This is a genomic window from Acinetobacter sp. YH12043, assembly GCF_013419915.1.
Taxonomy (GTDB): domain Bacteria; phylum Pseudomonadota; class Gammaproteobacteria; order Pseudomonadales; family Moraxellaceae; genus Acinetobacter.
This window is the reverse complement of sequence record NZ_VOZD01000011.1, coordinates 59392-76059: the sequence shown is the minus strand read 5'-3', so window position 1 is coordinate 76059 and position 16668 is coordinate 59392. Positions and strand designations below refer to the sequence as shown.

Genomic DNA, 16668 nt, shown 5'->3' with positions numbered 1-16668 from the left:
TTTTTCGCTCACGTTATACCTCTATATTTAAAGTTTATCTGTCGATGTTTTAAAAACCATCTGGGTTTTTCTTTTGCCAGTTCCAGCTATCTAACAGCATATCCGATAAACCAAAATGAGGTTTCCAGCCCAGCTCTTCAACAGCACGGGTATTATCGGCAAATGATGTCGCAACATCTCCAGCACGACGTGGTGCAAATTCAAAAGGAATTTGAATACCATTCACTTTTTCGAATGTCGTGGCAATTTCAAGTACAGAACAACCATTCCCAGTACCAATATTCCATGCACGGCAGCCCTGCGCATTTAGCCGATTATTTAAGGCACATAAATGTGCGTTGGCTAAATCTACGACATGAATATAATCACGAACGCCTGTGCCATCTATAGTCTCGTAATCATTGCCAAAAATAGACAGTTTTTCACGTCGCCCTACCGCAACCTGGGTGACATAAGGCATTAAATTATTTGGAATCCCTTGCGGATCCTCACCAATTTGACCGCTTTTATGGGCACCAACTGGATTAAAATAACGTAATAAAGCAATGGACCAACGCGTATCTGATACTGCCATCTTTTCTAATAACTGCTCGACAATCAACTTGGTATAACCATAATTATTGCTTGGCATACCTGTTGGCATCGTTTCATTTAAGGGTGAAACATTGGCTTCATCATAAACAGTCGCAGATGAGCTGAAGACCAAATTAAAGACTTTTGCTCGCTCCATCGCCTTAACCAAGCTAATCGAACCTGAAATATTATTTTCAAAGTACTTCAGTGGAAATTCTTGGCTTTCACCCACTGCTTTTAGACCAGCAAAATGAATAACAGCATCAATGTTATGGCTGTTAAAAATCTGATCTAAAATCTGTTGATCTAAAATATCACCTTCAATGAAGTCCAATGTTTTAGAGGTTAACGCTTGCACACGCTTTAAAGATTCTGCTGAACTATTCGATAAGTTATCGAGTACAACCACCTCATGGCTAGCATTTAAAAGCTCTAGACAGGTGTGCGAACCAATAAAACCTGCACCACCTGTCACTAATACTTTAGACATGTTCCTTTCCCATTAAAATATTGATGAGCCCTTGTGTCGACGCATCTAGACTGGATAAATCACTCTGTTCACCATTCAAAATAGGCAGTAGCTGATTGGCAATTTCTTTGCCTTTTTCTACACCCCATTGATCGAAGGGATTGATATTCCATAGTACAGACTGAACAAAGACTTTATGTTCATACATCGCAATCAACATACCTAGACTATATGGATTAAGTTCTTTTAGCAGTATGGTTGTACTTGGCTGATTACCTGCGTATTGCTTATAACTTTCTAAAGAGGCTACTTCTGCTGGATCTAAAGCTTGATTACCAAAAGCCAATAGCCGAGACTGTGCCAAACAGTTTGAGAGTGCCAAATGATGTTGTTCGATTAAGGACTCTGCATTGTCCACATAGGTAAACTGCTGTGCGTTATAGCGTTGTATAGGTGCGATAAAATCACTACTGACAGATTGTGTACCTTGATGTAACAACTGATAGAAGGCGTGTTGCGCATTCGGCCCAACTTCACCCCAAATAATCGGACAGGTATCCCATTGCACCTTTTGATCATTACGTTGGGTAGATTTACCATTCGACTCCATTTCAAGCTGTTGCAAATAGGCAGCAAAATACTTTAAACGACCATCATAAGGTAAGACTGCATGGGTCTGTATATCTAAGAAATTATTGTTCCAAGCCCCTAACAAGCCCATCAGCACAGGAATATTTTTTTCAAAAGGCGCATTTTGAAAATGCTGATCAATAGTATGTGCACCCGCTAAAAATTGCTTAAACCCGTCTACACCAATGGTGAGAGCAATGGGCAAACCAATACAAGACCACAATGAATAACGACCACCAACCCAATCCCACAATAAGAATTGGTTTTCAGCAGCAATGCCCCAAGCAGTCATTTTTTCAGGCTTGGTGGATACGCCAATGAAATGATGTTTCAAAATTTGAGGTTCTTGCCCTAAAGCCTTTTCTAACCAAATACGAACTGTTTGTGCATTGGATAAAGTATCAATCGTGCCAAAAGACTTAGATGAAATAATAAATAGTGTCGTTTCTGGACGTAACTGATGCAGCAAATCTGAAAGCTGAGTCCCATCAATGGTTGAGACAAAGTGAATATTTAAGGACTTTTCAGTGGTTTTTTTAAAGTCGGATAAGGCATGGCTGACCATCAGTGGGCCTAAATCTGAACCACCCACCCCAATATTCACCACATTTTGTATAACTTCACCTGTGGCACCACGATACTGTCCTGCATGAATTTTATCCACCAAGGCATACATATGTTCAAGTTGAGTATGTACCAACGCTGCAACATCTGCATGCTGCTGAGTATCTTTCGGTAAACGTAATGCCCAATGCATGGCTGCACGTTGTTCAGTATAATTAATACATTCAGATGAAAATAATCGTTGAATCCACGGTTTTAAATTTTGCGCATCTGCCCACTGCACTAAGTGCTGCAATACTTTTTGATTAATACGATGCTTACTAAAATCAAATAAAATTGGCGCTAAAGACACGCTTAATCGATCAAATCGTTGCGGATCTTCAGCAAATAGTTGTGTTAAATGCTTTAAATTAAACTCTACTTTTAACTCATTCAAACCTGAAATTACAGTATCTAAGTTTTCAATAGGATAGGGATAAATTGGCGCAGCCATTAGCGTCCTACTCCCATATAAGCAAAGCCTTGTGATTTGACATAGGCAGGATCGTAAATATTTCGACCATCCAAAATTAGTGGATGCTGCATGGTTTTAAGCAATGCAGGATAATCTGGGCTCCAATATTGCTTCCACCCTGTCAGTAGGCACAATGCATGTGCATCTTGAGTCGCTTCGTACTGGTCCTTGCAATAGATTAGATCTGTACGCTGTCCATATTCTTTTTCGATTTCAGGCAAGGCTTGAGGATCATGTAATTTTATAATCACACCCTGCGCCCACAGCGCTTTTAACATCGCATGAATCGGCGATTGTTGAATACGACCCGTATTTTCCTTAAAGGCAGCACCCCAAATCGCAACCGTTTTTCCTGCTAAGTTGCCTTGATAGTAATTCCACAACTTGCGGAACAAGATTTCTTTTTGCTGTTCGTTAATATCCCAGACTTGTGCCAACAATTGGCTATTGGCACCGCTACCCAATACGGTATGCGTTAAAGTCTGAATATCATGGGAAAAATTTTCCCCTCCAAAACCCGCACCAGGCGACAAATACGATGCTCCAATTCGACTATCTGCAGCCATCCCTTGACGAACATGTTCGATATCAATGCCAAGCTTTTCTGCAACAACGGCAAGGTCATTAATATAACTAATTCGCGTTGCCAACATGCCAGAAATACTGAGTTTTGTAAACTCAGCATCTAATACAGGCATGAACAGATATTGATTTTCTCGTGGGAATAATGGTCGTAACAATTCTTTAATTTTGATTTGAGTCTTCTCATCCCCGCAACCCACAATGAGCGGTTCTGCCTGAGTCATGCTAGATAGTGCATTACCTTCTTGGATCATATCCGGTAAATAAACCCACTGATCATGAGGCAAATGACCTTGAAATTTATCCGTACCGTGTAGCCCCAAGGTAGAAGCATTGATCATCAGTTTCGGATGGATGATTGGGCGCAATTTTAATTGTTTTAAAATTTCAATGCCCTGAGATTCTTCTGTTGGTAGAAAACTGAAAAAATAAGCATCTATGTCGAATGGAATTTGATCAAAATTGCAGTAAGTTAAAAAACCCTTTTCTTGTTGCTTATCAAGTAAATGTTTCACTGCATCATCTTGTGTATAAGACTGTTCAGATACTGCTTTTTTTAGGACATTGCACCAAAATATTTGATGCCCACACTCTGCCAACAATGCTGCCAACACACCTGCATAAAGAGTTTGTCCAAAGACTGCAACTTTCATCAATTTACCTTTATTTATAATTTGAGTTCTTGTATTAAATCCTTAAATGCGTCACCCAATTTTGGATGATCGATACCATAGTGTAGTACCGCCTTTAAATAACCAAGTTTACTGCCGCAATCAAAAGTTTGGCCTTTCATACGATAAGCTTCAACCATATCTGTTTGCTGTAACATCGCAATTGCATCAGTTAATTGAATTTCGTTGCCCGCACCTTTCGGTGTTTTTTCAAGCAATGTCATAATTTGAGCAGGAAGAATATAACGCCCAACAACAGATAAATTTGAAGGCGCTGTGCCAACAGCCGGTTTCTCCACAATACCTTGCATTTGAATACTATGCCCTTCCGCAGGCGTTGTTGCAACATCAACAATACCGTATTGATCCACCAAATGATCAGGTACAGCTTCCACCATAATTTGCGAGGCTTGAGTCTCGTTAAAGCGTTGGATCATCAAACTGAGATCATTCTCTGCTTCAACATCTTTAACCAACACATCGGGTAGCAATACCGCAAAATCATCTTCACCCACAACTGCTTTTGCACACAGCACCGCATGACCTAAACCGAGTGGCTGCGGCTGACGCACGCTAATCACACTGACATGTGGAGGCAGAATTTCTGTAATTTCTTTGAGTAAATCAAATTTCTTTTTATGTTCTAACGTTGTTTCAAGTTCAAAGTTGCGATCGAAATAGTTTTCAATTGATGCTTTTGAACTATGTGTCACCAGAATAATTTGCTCGATACCTGCTGCGACGGCTTCACGTATCACATACTCAATAGCAGGACGGTCCACAACCGTAACCATTTCTTTAGGAATAGATTTACTTGCAGGGAGAAATCGAGTACCGAGGCCTGCGACTGGGAGAATAGCTTTTTTGATCATTACAAATAGTTCACTAACAAAAATTTACGACTTGATTTCATCTTTAATTTTTTCAGGATCATTGCCTTGAAATAAAGACGGTCCAACATGACCCGGTGCATTAATACCTTCTCGTTTGGTCATCACACCAACTGTTTTAAACATGATTTTAAAGTCAACAAAAGTATTATGGTTATCTACATACCAAACATCACATTTAAAACGTTCTTCATAGTCAAGTTCATTTCGACCACTGACCTGTGCTAGACCAGTCATACCGGGTTTAACTTCTAAACGTCGAGCCTGCTCTGGTGAGTATAATGCGACAAAGTCTTTAAGCATGGGTCTAGGACCTACAATACTCATATCACCTTTTAAGACATTTATGAGTTGTGGCATTTCATCCAAACTAGTTGAACGAAGTTTTTGACCAAATGGTGTAATACGCTGGTCATCTGGCAATGGATTACCTTCTTTATCTACAGCATCTTTCATGGAGCGAAACTTAATCATTTTAAAAAGTTTGCCGTCTTTACCTGGGCGTTCTTGCAAGAAAAAAATTGGAGATCCTAAATTTTTACGAACCTTAAAAGCAACCAAGCAAAAAATTGGTGATAAAAGGATTAAGGCTATTAGTGAGATGACAACATCAACTAAGCGTTTCATTACTTAAATTACCACTCTTATTTATGAACTTTTTTTCGTAGAAAAGTATTATAAAATTTACCTAGGACTGAGCTAGGCACTAGTCTGAAGACTGATCTTACTAAGAACAGCATATTAGCATGAATTGGATTTTGCAGCTTAAGCTCTTTTTTTAAATTTAGTAATTGATGTTCACTCTTGATGTATTCGAGACCTTTTCGACGAGCATGCATACCATTACCAACACGTGCATGCAAAATCACTTCAGACAGATTTCCAACTTGGTAACTAGCGCCTAATACTCTTAACCATAAATTATAATCTTCCATAAATAAATGATGTTTGTACCCCCCTAGCTGAAGAATGATATCTTTTTTATAAGCAACTGTCATATGATTAAACGGACATCTACTTTGAGCAAATTGTTTAATTTCTTCGTGTTTAGTAGGTACTGCCTTCAGAACCTTAGCATCATTTATAGTTTGCTCAAACTCAAGAATTTGACCTCCAAATACAACAATATCAGGATTATTACTAATGAATTCAACTTGTTTTTGGAATCGATCAGGAGTGCAAATATCATCTGTATCCATTCGAAAAACCCACTCATTGGAGCAGTGTTCAAGACCAAAATTCAATGCTTTACCTAAGCCGACATTATTCTTTAATGGAAAAACTCTCAAAATAGAAAATAATCTTTTTTGCCAAGAATTTACACAATATTGTAACTCTTGTCCTAAAGGCCCATCTAAAACAAGAATAATTTCATTAGGTTTATTTTTTTGATCACACCAAATGCTTGTCATTGCATTATCAAAGAATTCTGGAGTTTCTTTGAAGTATAGAGACATAAGTACGGTAAAATTCATGTTAATCTAAATATAAGCTCATATATTGTTCGGACATCATCTTAGCTGATAATTTTACAGTATTAAAATTGGCTGTTTGCCTTGTTACTAATGAAAAATTACTAGAATTAATTAAGTTAGACGACTCAAGGTTTTTCTCTATAAATTCCCTATGTGGAGGAATATCTGATAGCAATGCATAACATCCACAAGATACCGCTTCAATTATACTCATTGGATATCCCTCTGAATCCGAATTAGAAATTATAAAATCGCTCACTTGATAGAATTTTTCTGGATTAGAAACCTGCCCTAAAAATTGAATATTTTCTTGGGTGTATTTTCTTTCACATAATTCTTTTTCAGGACCATCTCCTAAAAGTAACAACACATCTCTTTCTGTTGAATTCTCAATGAAAATTTGAATTAATTCCGGAACCTTTTTTCTACGTATGAATCTACCACTGTAAACAAAAACTCTCTTATTTGAGATGTTGTATTTTTCTTTTAACTTCAATCTAGACATTTCATCTAACTTATAGAAAACATTTTGATCAACCCCATTATTAATAGTTGTAATATTTAAATCCTTTAAATGATGCTTACAGTAATTTGACACCGCATTAGAACACCCTACAATATGATTAATTTTACTTTTTTTCAAAATACTAAAATGCATATAAGCCCCTATAAGCCCCTTAATAGCTCCATATTCTTTAGGGTAGTCTTTGTAAAACATACAGTGCACTGTCGAAATTTTTTTTAAACCTGAAATTTTAGAAGCTAATTTATCAGGATAAAAACCATGAGAATGAATACAATCAATTTTTCTATCTAATACAATTTTCAATAAATCATCTAATGGTGAATTACCTCCATCTAAATAATATATTTTTTCCATACCAACAATATCAATAAATTCTTTCAAATAATCTTGATTATGAGATGATCTTCTCAATGCCACAATATAGGGATCAAAAATATCTAAATTTAAAAATCTCAAAATGTTTAAAACGACATTTAGTGGGCCACAATTATAAATTTCAGGAACCAAATAAATAATTTTCTTCAAATCTATATACTCTTTTTAAAAAATTGGCTTAAAATAATCATCTAAAACAAATGGAACTTGTATCACCAAATTTATATATAAACTGAGCAAAAAATAGATAAAAACAAGTATCATCACCATAAATTTATTAAATTTTTCTTTTAAAATCAATGGTATTAAAAATATCTCAGCATAAGTAAATAACGTTGATACTCTACCACTTAAGATTAAAAAATCATAAAAACCAAATCTTAAACCTACCCCAATTGAATATATAATTGTTAAATAATCAAATATTTTATTATTTTTAGGTCTAAAAAAAACAAATATCAACAATAGAATAACCGATCTTAAATTTACTGGATGTAAAATTGATCGCTCTTCAGAATAAGAAGTATTTGAATAATTAGAAATTCTATCGGTTAGAAAAATCAATCCCAAAGAACTAAATAATCTACAAACTACAAACACAGCAACAACTAGCAACAAAATCTTGATTGAAAATTTAATCTTTTTTATAGTTAATATTTTCCGCACTAAAGATAAATTAAATAGATAAATTAAAACAACTACATTATGAAAAAAAGCTCCAAACAAGAAAAAAAATAGTCCTTTTAATTTACTCTTATTAGCCAGCAACAAAGACAAAGAAAAAAATACAGCAGCAACAGCCAGCCCCTGCCTAATTTGCATTAGTTGGTGATTTGCAAAAAATACTGGTATATAACAGAGTAAGACTAAAAAAGAATTTGCCTTAAAATTATCTGATGCCTTCTTTATAAAAAGGAAAGTAACAAAAGAAATAAATAACGAGAATATTGTAAAAGAAAAACCAAGATTAAAGAAAATTTTTGCTAAATAACCATAACCAACTTCTACGCCAGTAGAGTCATAGAAAGATTTAATCCCCAAACTATAATTGTTAATCGTGTTAAAAATATAAGCATATACATCTGTATCTCTTGTGCCACCACGAAATGCCACTATCAAAGCAAAAAGACTAGCAACTACCCAGTAAGGTATAAAATCACGACGGACGATGAAAATATTATTTTTCATGAATTTTCTTTAATCATTAACAAAATTTTTGATAATTTAAAAACATAAGACTCTCTATTATAATACTTTTCAAAAACTTGATTAATATCTGATTTTAATGATAAAGCAACATGCGATGAATTTTCGATTTTTAAAATTTTACTTAGTAAAATTTCAGGACTTTCATCTATATTATGTTTTATAAAAAAATTATATTCGTTGAAATATAACTTATAATCAGAAACAACATCTGAGTATATTGGTATCAATCCTACTGACAAATAAGAGTTCATCTTTGTAGGGGTAGATACATTATTAACAATATGATCGGAACGTAACAAAAATCCATATTTATGTTTGGCTAACTCAAAGTCTAAATCTTGCAAAGAAACATACTTAATATCATAATTTTTAATATTAAATTTACGCAACAACTCCAATGCAAACTCTCTTTCTTTTGTTAACAATGTAATTTTAGAATTTTTTATATTCTTCTCCAAAAAAGAATATAAAGCAAGCATATCTTCTATACATTGCCATTTAGCAAGACTGCCTGCGTATACAAAATTAGGTTGCAAATATTTACTTTCATCATTTATTAAACCTAATTGTATTTCTTTATTAAAACAAGGCATTATAAAGTAATTTTCACTTTTAATATTATACGTTGTATCAAAGTAATCTTTCATTTTCAAAGATACGTAAATATTTACTTTAGATCGACTAAGCGTAAATTTTTCAAAAAACTTCCATAAAGTCTTTCTCCACAACGATTTTGTAGTCATATAAGCTTCTTCAGCGACAACCCCCTGAAACCAATTAAAAGCTATAGCCTTAGGGTTTATAATTTTTACGAAAAAAAACCACTTAGCTTCTATAGTTAAAATGTTATCGTATCGCTTCAAATCTCTAATTTTACTTGACTTATAAACATTATACCCACTTATTTCAAAAGCATTTTGTAGTATATCAATATAGTATTCTGTAGCATCATTCACAGAACCGTCTGGAAGAAAAAATAAAACACTATTACTCATTACTAAGAGTCTCTAAAATATCAACAATTTTTAAACAAGCCTTACCATCCCCATAGGGATTATGCGCACGAGACATAATTTCATATTCATTTTGATTATGTAGTAACTTTTCAGCTTCTTTTACTAAAGTTACTTTATCACAACCTACTAACTTTACTGTACCTGCAGCAACAGCTTCTGGTCTTTCAGTCGTATCACGCATGACAAGTACAGGTTTCCCCAACGAAGGAGCTTCCTCTTGAATACCTCCGCTATCTGTAATAATAAAATATGACTGACTCATTAAATAAATGAAATCTTCATACTGCAATGGATCGATCAAGTATATATTTTCAATATTACATAGTATTTCATTTACTGGTTCTTGAACATTAGGATTTAAATGAACCGGATAAACAATATCAATATCTGGGTTATTGATTGCAATCTGCCTTAATCCTTCACAAATATTGATGAAGCCTTGCCCAAAGTTTTCTCGTCTATGCCCTGTCACCAATATAATCCGTCTATTATAAGTCAATGGATATTGAGCACTTATTCTATTTTTTATTTTTTCTCTAAGTTCAGGTTGACTTTCAATTTTATGTACTACATACAGCAACGCATCGATGACCGTATTCCCCGTCACAAAAATATCATTATTTTTCTTTCCTTCTTTTAACAAATTATTCTGACTTTGAACTGTAGGCGCAAAGTGATAGTTTGCCAATACACCTGTCAACTGCCGATTACCTTCTTCTGGCCAAGGTGAATAAATGTTGTAAGTTCTTAAACCCGCTTCAATATGACCTACTTTCACTTTTGCATAATATGCAGCAAGGCTAGCCGAAAATGTAGTAGATGTATCTCCGTGCACAAATACTATATCTGGCTTAAAATCTGCTAATACATCTCGTAAACCTCCTAAAACATTGGCTGTAATATCATATAAATCTTGTCCAGCTTTCATGATGTTAAGATCATATTCAGGCACAATCTCAAAAATTTCCAAGACTTGATCTAACATTTGTCGATGTTGGGCGGTAACACAAACCCGAGTATCAAAATGATTATTATTTTTAAATGCTTTTACTAAAGGTGCCATTTTAATAGCTTCTGGTCGTGTACCAAAAACAATTAATATCTTCTTCATACTTTAAACCTTGAGATAAAATAGATCATACAAACTGTAAGCAAAATTTCTCCAAAAATCATTGAAAAAAGAATGCCATTAATTAAAAAATAGGGTACTAATGCACTATTAAGCAAAACCGCAATAATGCCTGCTATAAAAAAAGAACACATATAATATTTATCATTTTTACTTGCAGATAAATATTGGATACCAATAATATTGTTAATTACACCAAAAAATAGCCATATCATCATTGTTGCTAAAATATAACTATATGCACTAAAATCCACCCCATACATTGTAGTGACTACGTATTCAGAAAATATTGCAAAAAAAACAGCAACACACAATGCTGTACCACCTATAAAATACAAAAGTTTTGCGATATATGGCTTAGCCAGTTTTTTGTCTTGTACTTTGTTACAACTAATCGGATATAAAGCCTGAGTCAATGGTGTGAACAATCCTACGATTGCACGAAACAGTTTTTCTAAAGCAGAAAAATAACCGACTACTGTGTTATTTGTAACGAGAGACAATATAATTATGCCTGATGAGGTAAGTAAATTACTCATTACAGAAGTATAAAAAAGATGTGAACCACCATATAAATACTGTTTTATGGTGGATATTCTTTGAATTTTGAATTTAACCTTGAAACTAAAAAATACAATATATAAAGAAATCAAAGATGCAATAATAATTCCGACTGAGGTCAATAAGGGTACAAGCAAATAATCAGATGTATGTTTGACTAATAGAAATATTGCAATAGTGAAAATTGTTTTCGAAATAATATTAATAATTGTAATATATTTCATACGTTCTATGCCCTGAAAAAACCAAACCGGGAACAAAACCTGACCTAGTACTGTACCAAAAGTTAAAATATACACTAGAGCATCATTTCCAATTTTTTCAAAACATAGAATTATCAACAATAAAATAATGAAAGAAATGAAAAGGAGTAAGATCTTAATAGTCATGACACAACTAAAGATTTCGACTAATTTCTTTTTATCATTCTTATGATTGGCAACTTCACGTGTGGCCGAAAAATTAAACCCATAATCAGTAAGTACTATAAAGTAGCCGACTACAGCCGTTGCAAACGCAATCAAACCAAACTTCTCTGCACCCAGAACTCTTACCAAATAAGGCAGAGTTAATAAAGGCAAAATATAATTTAAGCCCTGTAAGGTTGTCAAGGAAAGAAAATTCTCAAGAAACCTTTTTTTTTCAGCTATATTCATAATTCTTCAACAACAGAATAAATATATCTAACATATATTTTTTGACAAATTAACTTGGACTCTATAAATAATCTATTCAATTTTTAATTATGGGTTATTCCTAATAATAACCCTTCACCTTACGTATTTAAGTAGTTGGTAGTTTTAAACAAAAATTGATTTGGTTTTGTAAAAAAATAAAGCTATCAACGACAAATCTAGTCAAACCAGCTCCACCTGTCACTAAAATCTTCATAAATATCCTAAATTTTGAAATTCAACGCATTAAGGTATAGCATTTATATTGTTATCCTTAATTATACCATTTAGATCATGAATTTAAATTGAATTTAATATAATCACCCTTTATTTATTACCATTTGATGTATAACCATCCACATATTGTTTTAATATCGTAAACAGTTCATCCAAATCATTAATATACTGATACTGCTCAAGTTTTGTAAAAATTTGATAAATATCTAAATATTCAAAGTATTTCTCATACGACCTCAAAATCCGTTCATGCCCAGTTTTTTCCACGCCTTCCGCATCAATCAACAACTCTTCATACAATTTCTCGCCAGTTCGCAATCCAGTAAATTCGATTTTGATATCACCAACACCATTTTCATCTATCGGTTTAAAACCACTCAAACGAATCATTTGTTGCGCCAAATCGACAATTTTAACCGGCTCACCCATATCCAATAAAAACACATCACCACCAGTGCCCATCGCACCAGCCTGAATCACCAACTGTGCAGCTTCAGGAATCGTCATGAAGTAACGTGTGACCTCGGGGTGTGTCACTGTAACAGGTCCACCTTTCGCAATCTGTTTTTTAAACAAAGGAACGACAGAACCAGATGAACCTAATACATTACCAAAACGAACAATACTGATTTGAGTTTTAGGATTTGTCGATGCCAAACCTTGGCAATATAGTTCTGCCATACGTTTTGAAGCACCCATGACATTAGTCGGGCGTACGGCTTTATCGGTCGAAATTAATACAAAAGTTTCTACGCCTTGATTAACTGCTGCATCGACACTACGAGCCGTACCAATCGAGGTATTATAAACCCCTTCAAAAGGATTAGCCTCAACTAAAGGTACATGTTTATAGGCTGCGGCGTGATACACCGTTTGCACTTGGTATTGCTGAATAATACGTTCTAATTTTTGCTGATTGGTGACAGTTCCTAGGACTGGAATGACTTGAATGCCTGAATTTTGTAATTCTCGATCGATGCAGTACAGAGCAAACTCCGTCATCTCAAATAAGATTAAGAGTTTTGGCTGATGTTTCACTATTTGACGGCACAGCTCTGATCCGATGGACCCCCCTGCCCCAGTGACCAGCACCACTTTATCTTGAATATTTTTTTGTAATAATTCAGGCTTAGGCGGTACAGGATCACGTCCAAGCAAATCAATAATATCTACTTCTTGAATATCTGAAACACTCACCTGACCATCGACCAATTGTGTGACACCGGGCAATTCCATGATTTTCACTTGAGCTTGCTCAAAGGATTCTATCAGCTGTTTTTTTCGGCTGCGTCCTACGGATGGCATTGCCAATAGGATTTCTTCAATTTGGAATTTGGCTATTTGTTTTAACGCTTTTTGCGGTGCATAAATGCGTAAACCACTGAGTGACTGACCTTGTAAAGACTTTTTATCGTCAATAAAAAATACCGGCAGATAATTGTCTGAACGATAAAGTGCGGCCGCAATTTGTTGACCGGCTAAACCTGCTCCATAAATTGCCACCCGTTTACGATTTTGTTTTTTAGCAAAACTTCGTAAAGTCACATAGCGCAATACTGCACGACTCCACCACATCCATGAAAACAGCACAAAGCCATACATGAGTGGAATACTCATCGGAATAAAGGCTAAATTAAGTTTTTTGATGGCATACAAAGCAACAATTTGAATAAAGGCCGCAATGGAAATACGTAGTAAATAATCTTCATTAAAAGATCGAACAATGGCACGGTAAATACCGAGTAAGGCAAAAATGGCCACGCCCAGAATAGCAACAAATATGTACCAATAATCCAGACCCGACATTACCGCTACATCAGGCTTAGCCAAACGAATGGCATATACCAGCCACATAATAATCGGCAAGACGCACAAATCCATCGCCACTAAAACCATTTGTTTTTGATGGCGCGGCAATGAAGCTAGGTAACGGATCAGGTCTTTCACGTCAGGCTCAGATGCTAAGGGAGAAAAAGTTTTGGCGCTATTATACGCCAAAGCGTTGGGTTTTGAATTTTAGCTCATTTTAGTCATGACATTTTCAATCGCATGTACTGTTTTCACAATACTTTCTTCCGAAAGTGTTGGATGTACCAAGAACATTAGGCTTGATTCACCCAATTGTTTTGCATTCGCCAAACGTTGTGCGGGACGCCACGGTGTACCATCAAAGGCATGTTCTAAATAGACTTCCGAACAAGAGCCGCTAAAGCATGGCACAGCTAGTGCATTTATTTCGGCCATGATGCGGTCACGTGACCATCCTTCAGGCAAACTATCTACATTAACTTGTACATAGCATTTATAGGCTGCATGGATATATTCTGAAGATGGCTGAGATACCGTAAAATATGGACTATGTTCAAAAGCGGCTAATATACGTGCCATATTAGCATTCCGCTGTGCTGTCCACGTTGGCATCTGTTTCAGTTGTAGACGACCAATCACTGCCTGCATTTCCATCATACGCCAGTTGGTCCCAAAATGGTCATGCAACCAACGGAATCCCGGCGGATGTTGCTTGTTATAGACCGTATCGAAGTTTTTACCGTGATCTTTGTATGACCACATTTTCTTCCACAAATTTTCATCATTAGTAGTGACCATCCCGCCTTCGCCACCAGTGGTCATAATTTTATCTTGGCAGAATGACCACGCTCCAATATGACCAATTGAACCCGCTGAACGACCTTTATACATGGCACCATGGGCCTGAGCGCAATCTTCAATGACATATAGACCTTTTTCTGCAGCCAACTGCATAATCGGGTCCATATCGCACATCCAACCCGCCAAATGTACGCAAATGATGGCTTTGGTATTCGGTGTGATCACCGCTTCAATCGTACGGCGTGAAATATTTTGCGAATCAAGTTCGACATCAGCAAAAATCGGATTGGCACCGGCAGTCACAATAGAACTGGCAGAAGCTAAGAAGGTACGAGAAGTGACAATAACATCATCACCTGCGCCACTATCTAAGGCTTTCAAAGCAAGATCCAAAGCAACGGTACCATTTGCGACAGCAACCGCATGCGATGTTCCCACAAACTGTGCAAATTCCTTTTCAAATTCACGGCATTCTTGCCCTGTCCAATAGTTGACTTTATTGGATAAAAGAACTTTTGAGACCGCCTCCGCTTCAGCTTGTGTGAAACTTGGCCACGGTTCAAATGCACTGTTTAACATGGATATTTTCCTAGTTTAAAAATTTATTTTGCTGTCAAAATCCAGGCTGGATTACCAACAACGGTCACTCCGGCAGGTACACTTTTGGTCACCACTGCACCCATACCGACAATAGCGCCCCGACCAATAATTAAAGGCTGCTCAGGTGAGCCTTGTTTAATCACTGCGCCTGCACCGATATAAGCATGATCTTCGATATGGATATTGCCGTTGCATTTTACGCTCGGTGCAAAAGTAACGAAATCCCCAATGATGCAATCATGCTCGACATAGCTATATAAATTGGCATGAAAGCATTTGCCGATTTTGATATTGGATGTAATGGTGACAAATGGGCTAAGTGCTGCACCTTCAGCAATTTCAGCATCATCCATAAAAATGACGTTATCGGCTGAAATTGACCAAAGCTTAATATCATCAGCAGCTAAACGGTTGGCAATTTTTTCACGGACTTTACTATTAGCAATCGCAATTTGTACGTATTTTTCAGCTGCTGATTCAACTAAAAAAGCGTGGTAATTCATGGCACGATGACCATTTATTTCGACCATTGAATTGAGTGCATCATCAATAAATACAATTTCTGAAGTGTCGTGTTCACGGAGCAATTGCTGACGTGCAACAGGCATTAAACTGCGTCCACAACCTGAAACACCATAAATCGCATAGAGCTTAGTCATTTTTATGCTCCGATGAGCCGGTAAATTTGCTCATAGTCGCCTCACCTTCGGCACTGATATCATCCTTAGCAATCACCTTCTGAATTGTTTTCAGCATGATTTTAAAATCTAGCCACAACGATTGGTGTTCCACATACCAAGTATCGAGTTCAAATTTCTTTTCCCAGGAAATAGCATTGCGTCCATTTACTTGAGCGTGCCCGGTAATTCCCGGACGGACATTATGGCGTTTGGCTTGTTCTGCATTATATAAAGGTAAATATTCCATCAGCAGTGGTCGTGGCCCGACAATACTCATATCGCCTTTAATCACATTCCAAAGTTCCGGCATTTCGTCCAAACTTGTAGCACGCAACATTTTACCAAATGGCGTTAAGCGTTCACTATCGGGTAAGGGGTTGCCTTGAGCATCCATCGCATCTTTCATGGTACGAAATTTAATCATTTCAAAGGGTTTGCCATGTAAGCCGGGACGCACCTGACGAAACAACACTGGCGAACCTAGATTTTTTTTCACCTTATAAGCCACCAAAGCATACACAGGAGATAATAGCACCAGCGCAGTTGAGGCAATTGCAATATCCAGTACACGCTTTAACATGGGTTCATTCATTCGGTTGATTTAACAGATTAGCTAAGAAGCTTTATTTCACGATTATAAATAAGATTCAAACAACAACATATTTAGAAAATGTTTTGCTGAT

At 36.0% G+C, this 16668-nt stretch carries 15 protein-coding genes; all 15 read right to left on the bottom strand.

Annotated elements, in window-relative coordinates:
- Positions 1-49 precede the first annotated feature (49 nt).
- The 15 genes from galE to FTU01_RS07230 all read right to left on the bottom strand — a co-directional run bounded on the left by galE (position 50) and on the right by FTU01_RS07230 (position 16565).
- A complete protein-coding gene (galE, locus tag FTU01_RS07300) occupies positions 50-1063 on the bottom strand; it encodes a UDP-glucose 4-epimerase GalE (RefSeq protein WP_180138640.1) in 1014 nt (337 codons plus the stop codon).
- Complete coding sequence (pgi, locus tag FTU01_RS07295) at positions 1056-2729, bottom strand: glucose-6-phosphate isomerase (RefSeq protein ID WP_180138638.1); 1674 nt, start codon at positions 2727-2729, stop codon at positions 1056-1058. The genes galE and pgi overlap by 8 nt, the downstream gene beginning before the upstream one ends.
- Entirely contained in the window at positions 2729-3985 is a 1257-nt protein-coding gene (locus tag FTU01_RS07290; RefSeq protein WP_180138636.1) for a nucleotide sugar dehydrogenase, read from the bottom strand. The genes pgi and FTU01_RS07290 overlap by 1 nt, the downstream gene beginning before the upstream one ends.
- A 14-nt stretch (positions 3986-3999) precedes the next feature.
- On the bottom strand, positions 4000-4875 hold the full coding sequence (galU, locus tag FTU01_RS07285) for a UTP--glucose-1-phosphate uridylyltransferase GalU (RefSeq protein ID WP_180138634.1): 876 nt from the start codon (positions 4873-4875) through the stop codon (positions 4000-4002).
- 24 nt (positions 4876-4899) lie between these two features.
- On the bottom strand, positions 4900-5520 hold the full coding sequence (locus FTU01_RS07280; RefSeq protein ID WP_180138632.1) for a sugar transferase: 621 nt from the start codon (positions 5518-5520) through the stop codon (positions 4900-4902).
- Between the two features lie 17 nt (positions 5521-5537).
- Complete coding sequence (locus FTU01_RS07275) at positions 5538-6368, bottom strand: glycosyltransferase (protein WP_180138630.1); 831 nt, start codon at positions 6366-6368, stop codon at positions 5538-5540.
- Position 6369: 1 nt separating this feature from the next.
- Complete coding sequence (locus FTU01_RS07270; protein WP_180138628.1) at positions 6370-7419, bottom strand: glycosyltransferase family 4 protein; 1050 nt, start codon at positions 7417-7419, stop codon at positions 6370-6372.
- A 15-nt stretch (positions 7420-7434) separates the two neighbouring features.
- Positions 7435-8457 (bottom strand): EpsG family protein, encoded by a 1023-nt coding sequence (locus FTU01_RS07265; RefSeq protein ID WP_180138626.1) that lies wholly within the window; start codon positions 8455-8457, stop codon positions 7435-7437.
- Positions 8454-9473 carry a hypothetical protein gene (locus tag FTU01_RS07260; RefSeq protein WP_180138624.1) on the bottom strand — a complete coding sequence of 340 codons (1020 nt, stop codon included), beginning with the start codon at positions 9471-9473 and terminating at the stop codon, positions 8454-8456. Before FTU01_RS07260 ends, FTU01_RS07265 begins: the two co-directional genes overlap by 4 nt.
- The gene (gene wecB, locus FTU01_RS07255; protein ID WP_180138622.1) at positions 9466-10605 is read right to left on the bottom strand and encodes a non-hydrolyzing UDP-N-acetylglucosamine 2-epimerase; all 1140 of its coding nucleotides are present in this window, start codon (positions 10603-10605) and stop codon (positions 9466-9468) included. Before wecB ends, FTU01_RS07260 begins: the two co-directional genes overlap by 8 nt.
- Positions 10602-11840, bottom strand: coding sequence for a flippase (locus tag FTU01_RS07250; protein WP_180138620.1), 1239 nt, complete (start codon positions 11838-11840; stop codon positions 10602-10604). The genes wecB and FTU01_RS07250 overlap by 4 nt, the downstream gene beginning before the upstream one ends.
- A 345-nt stretch (positions 11841-12185) precedes the next feature.
- A complete protein-coding gene (locus FTU01_RS07245; RefSeq protein WP_180138618.1) occupies positions 12186-14042 on the bottom strand; it encodes a nucleoside-diphosphate sugar epimerase/dehydratase in 1857 nt (618 codons plus the stop codon).
- Positions 14043-14111: 69 nt separating this feature from the next.
- The gene (locus tag FTU01_RS07240) at positions 14112-15284 is read right to left on the bottom strand and encodes a DegT/DnrJ/EryC1/StrS aminotransferase family protein (RefSeq protein WP_180138616.1); all 1173 of its coding nucleotides are present in this window, start codon (positions 15282-15284) and stop codon (positions 14112-14114) included.
- Between the two features lie 23 nt (positions 15285-15307).
- A complete protein-coding gene (locus tag FTU01_RS07235) occupies positions 15308-15964 on the bottom strand; it encodes a NeuD/PglB/VioB family sugar acetyltransferase (RefSeq protein WP_180138615.1) in 657 nt (218 codons plus the stop codon).
- Positions 15957-16565 (bottom strand): sugar transferase, encoded by a 609-nt coding sequence (locus FTU01_RS07230; RefSeq protein WP_306670008.1) that lies wholly within the window; start codon positions 16563-16565, stop codon positions 15957-15959. Before FTU01_RS07230 ends, FTU01_RS07235 begins: the two co-directional genes overlap by 8 nt.
- Positions 16566-16668 lie beyond the last annotated feature (103 nt).

Excerpts from the sequence above, each read along its gene's own strand:
- galE (WP_180138640.1), bottom strand. The coding sequence starts at position 1,063 with ATGTCTAAAGTATTAGTGACAGGTGGTGCAGGTTTTATTGGTTCGCAC.
- pgi (WP_180138638.1), bottom strand. The coding sequence starts at position 2,729 with ATGGCTGCGCCAATTTATCCCTATCCTATTGAAAACTTAGATACTGTA.
- FTU01_RS07290 (WP_180138636.1), bottom strand. The coding sequence starts at position 3,985 with ATGAAAGTTGCAGTCTTTGGACAAACTCTTTATGCAGGTGTGTTGGCA.
- galU (WP_180138634.1), bottom strand. The coding sequence starts at position 4,875 with ATGATCAAAAAAGCTATTCTCCCAGTCGCAGGCCTCGGTACTCGATTT.
- FTU01_RS07280 (WP_180138632.1), bottom strand. The coding sequence starts at position 5,520 with ATGAAACGCTTAGTTGATGTTGTCATCTCACTAATAGCCTTAATCCTT.
- FTU01_RS07275 (WP_180138630.1), bottom strand. The coding sequence starts at position 6,368 with ATGAATTTTACCGTACTTATGTCTCTATACTTCAAAGAAACTCCAGAA.
- FTU01_RS07265 (WP_180138626.1), bottom strand. The coding sequence starts at position 8,457 with ATGAAAAATAATATTTTCATCGTCCGTCGTGATTTTATACCTTACTGG.
- FTU01_RS07260 (WP_180138624.1), bottom strand. The coding sequence starts at position 9,473 with ATGAGTAATAGTGTTTTATTTTTTCTTCCAGACGGTTCTGTGAATGAT.
- wecB (WP_180138622.1), bottom strand. The coding sequence starts at position 10,605 with ATGAAGAAGATATTAATTGTTTTTGGTACACGACCAGAAGCTATTAAA.
- FTU01_RS07250 (WP_180138620.1), bottom strand. The coding sequence starts at position 11,840 with ATGAATATAGCTGAAAAAAAAAGGTTTCTTGAGAATTTTCTTTCCTTG.
- FTU01_RS07240 (WP_180138616.1), bottom strand. The coding sequence starts at position 15,284 with ATGTTAAACAGTGCATTTGAACCGTGGCCAAGTTTCACACAAGCTGAA.
- FTU01_RS07235 (WP_180138615.1), bottom strand. The coding sequence starts at position 15,964 with ATGACTAAGCTCTATGCGATTTATGGTGTTTCAGGTTGTGGACGCAGT.
- FTU01_RS07230 (WP_306670008.1), bottom strand. The coding sequence starts at position 16,565 with ATGTTAAAGCGTGTACTGGATATTGCAATTGCCTCAACTGCGCTGGTG.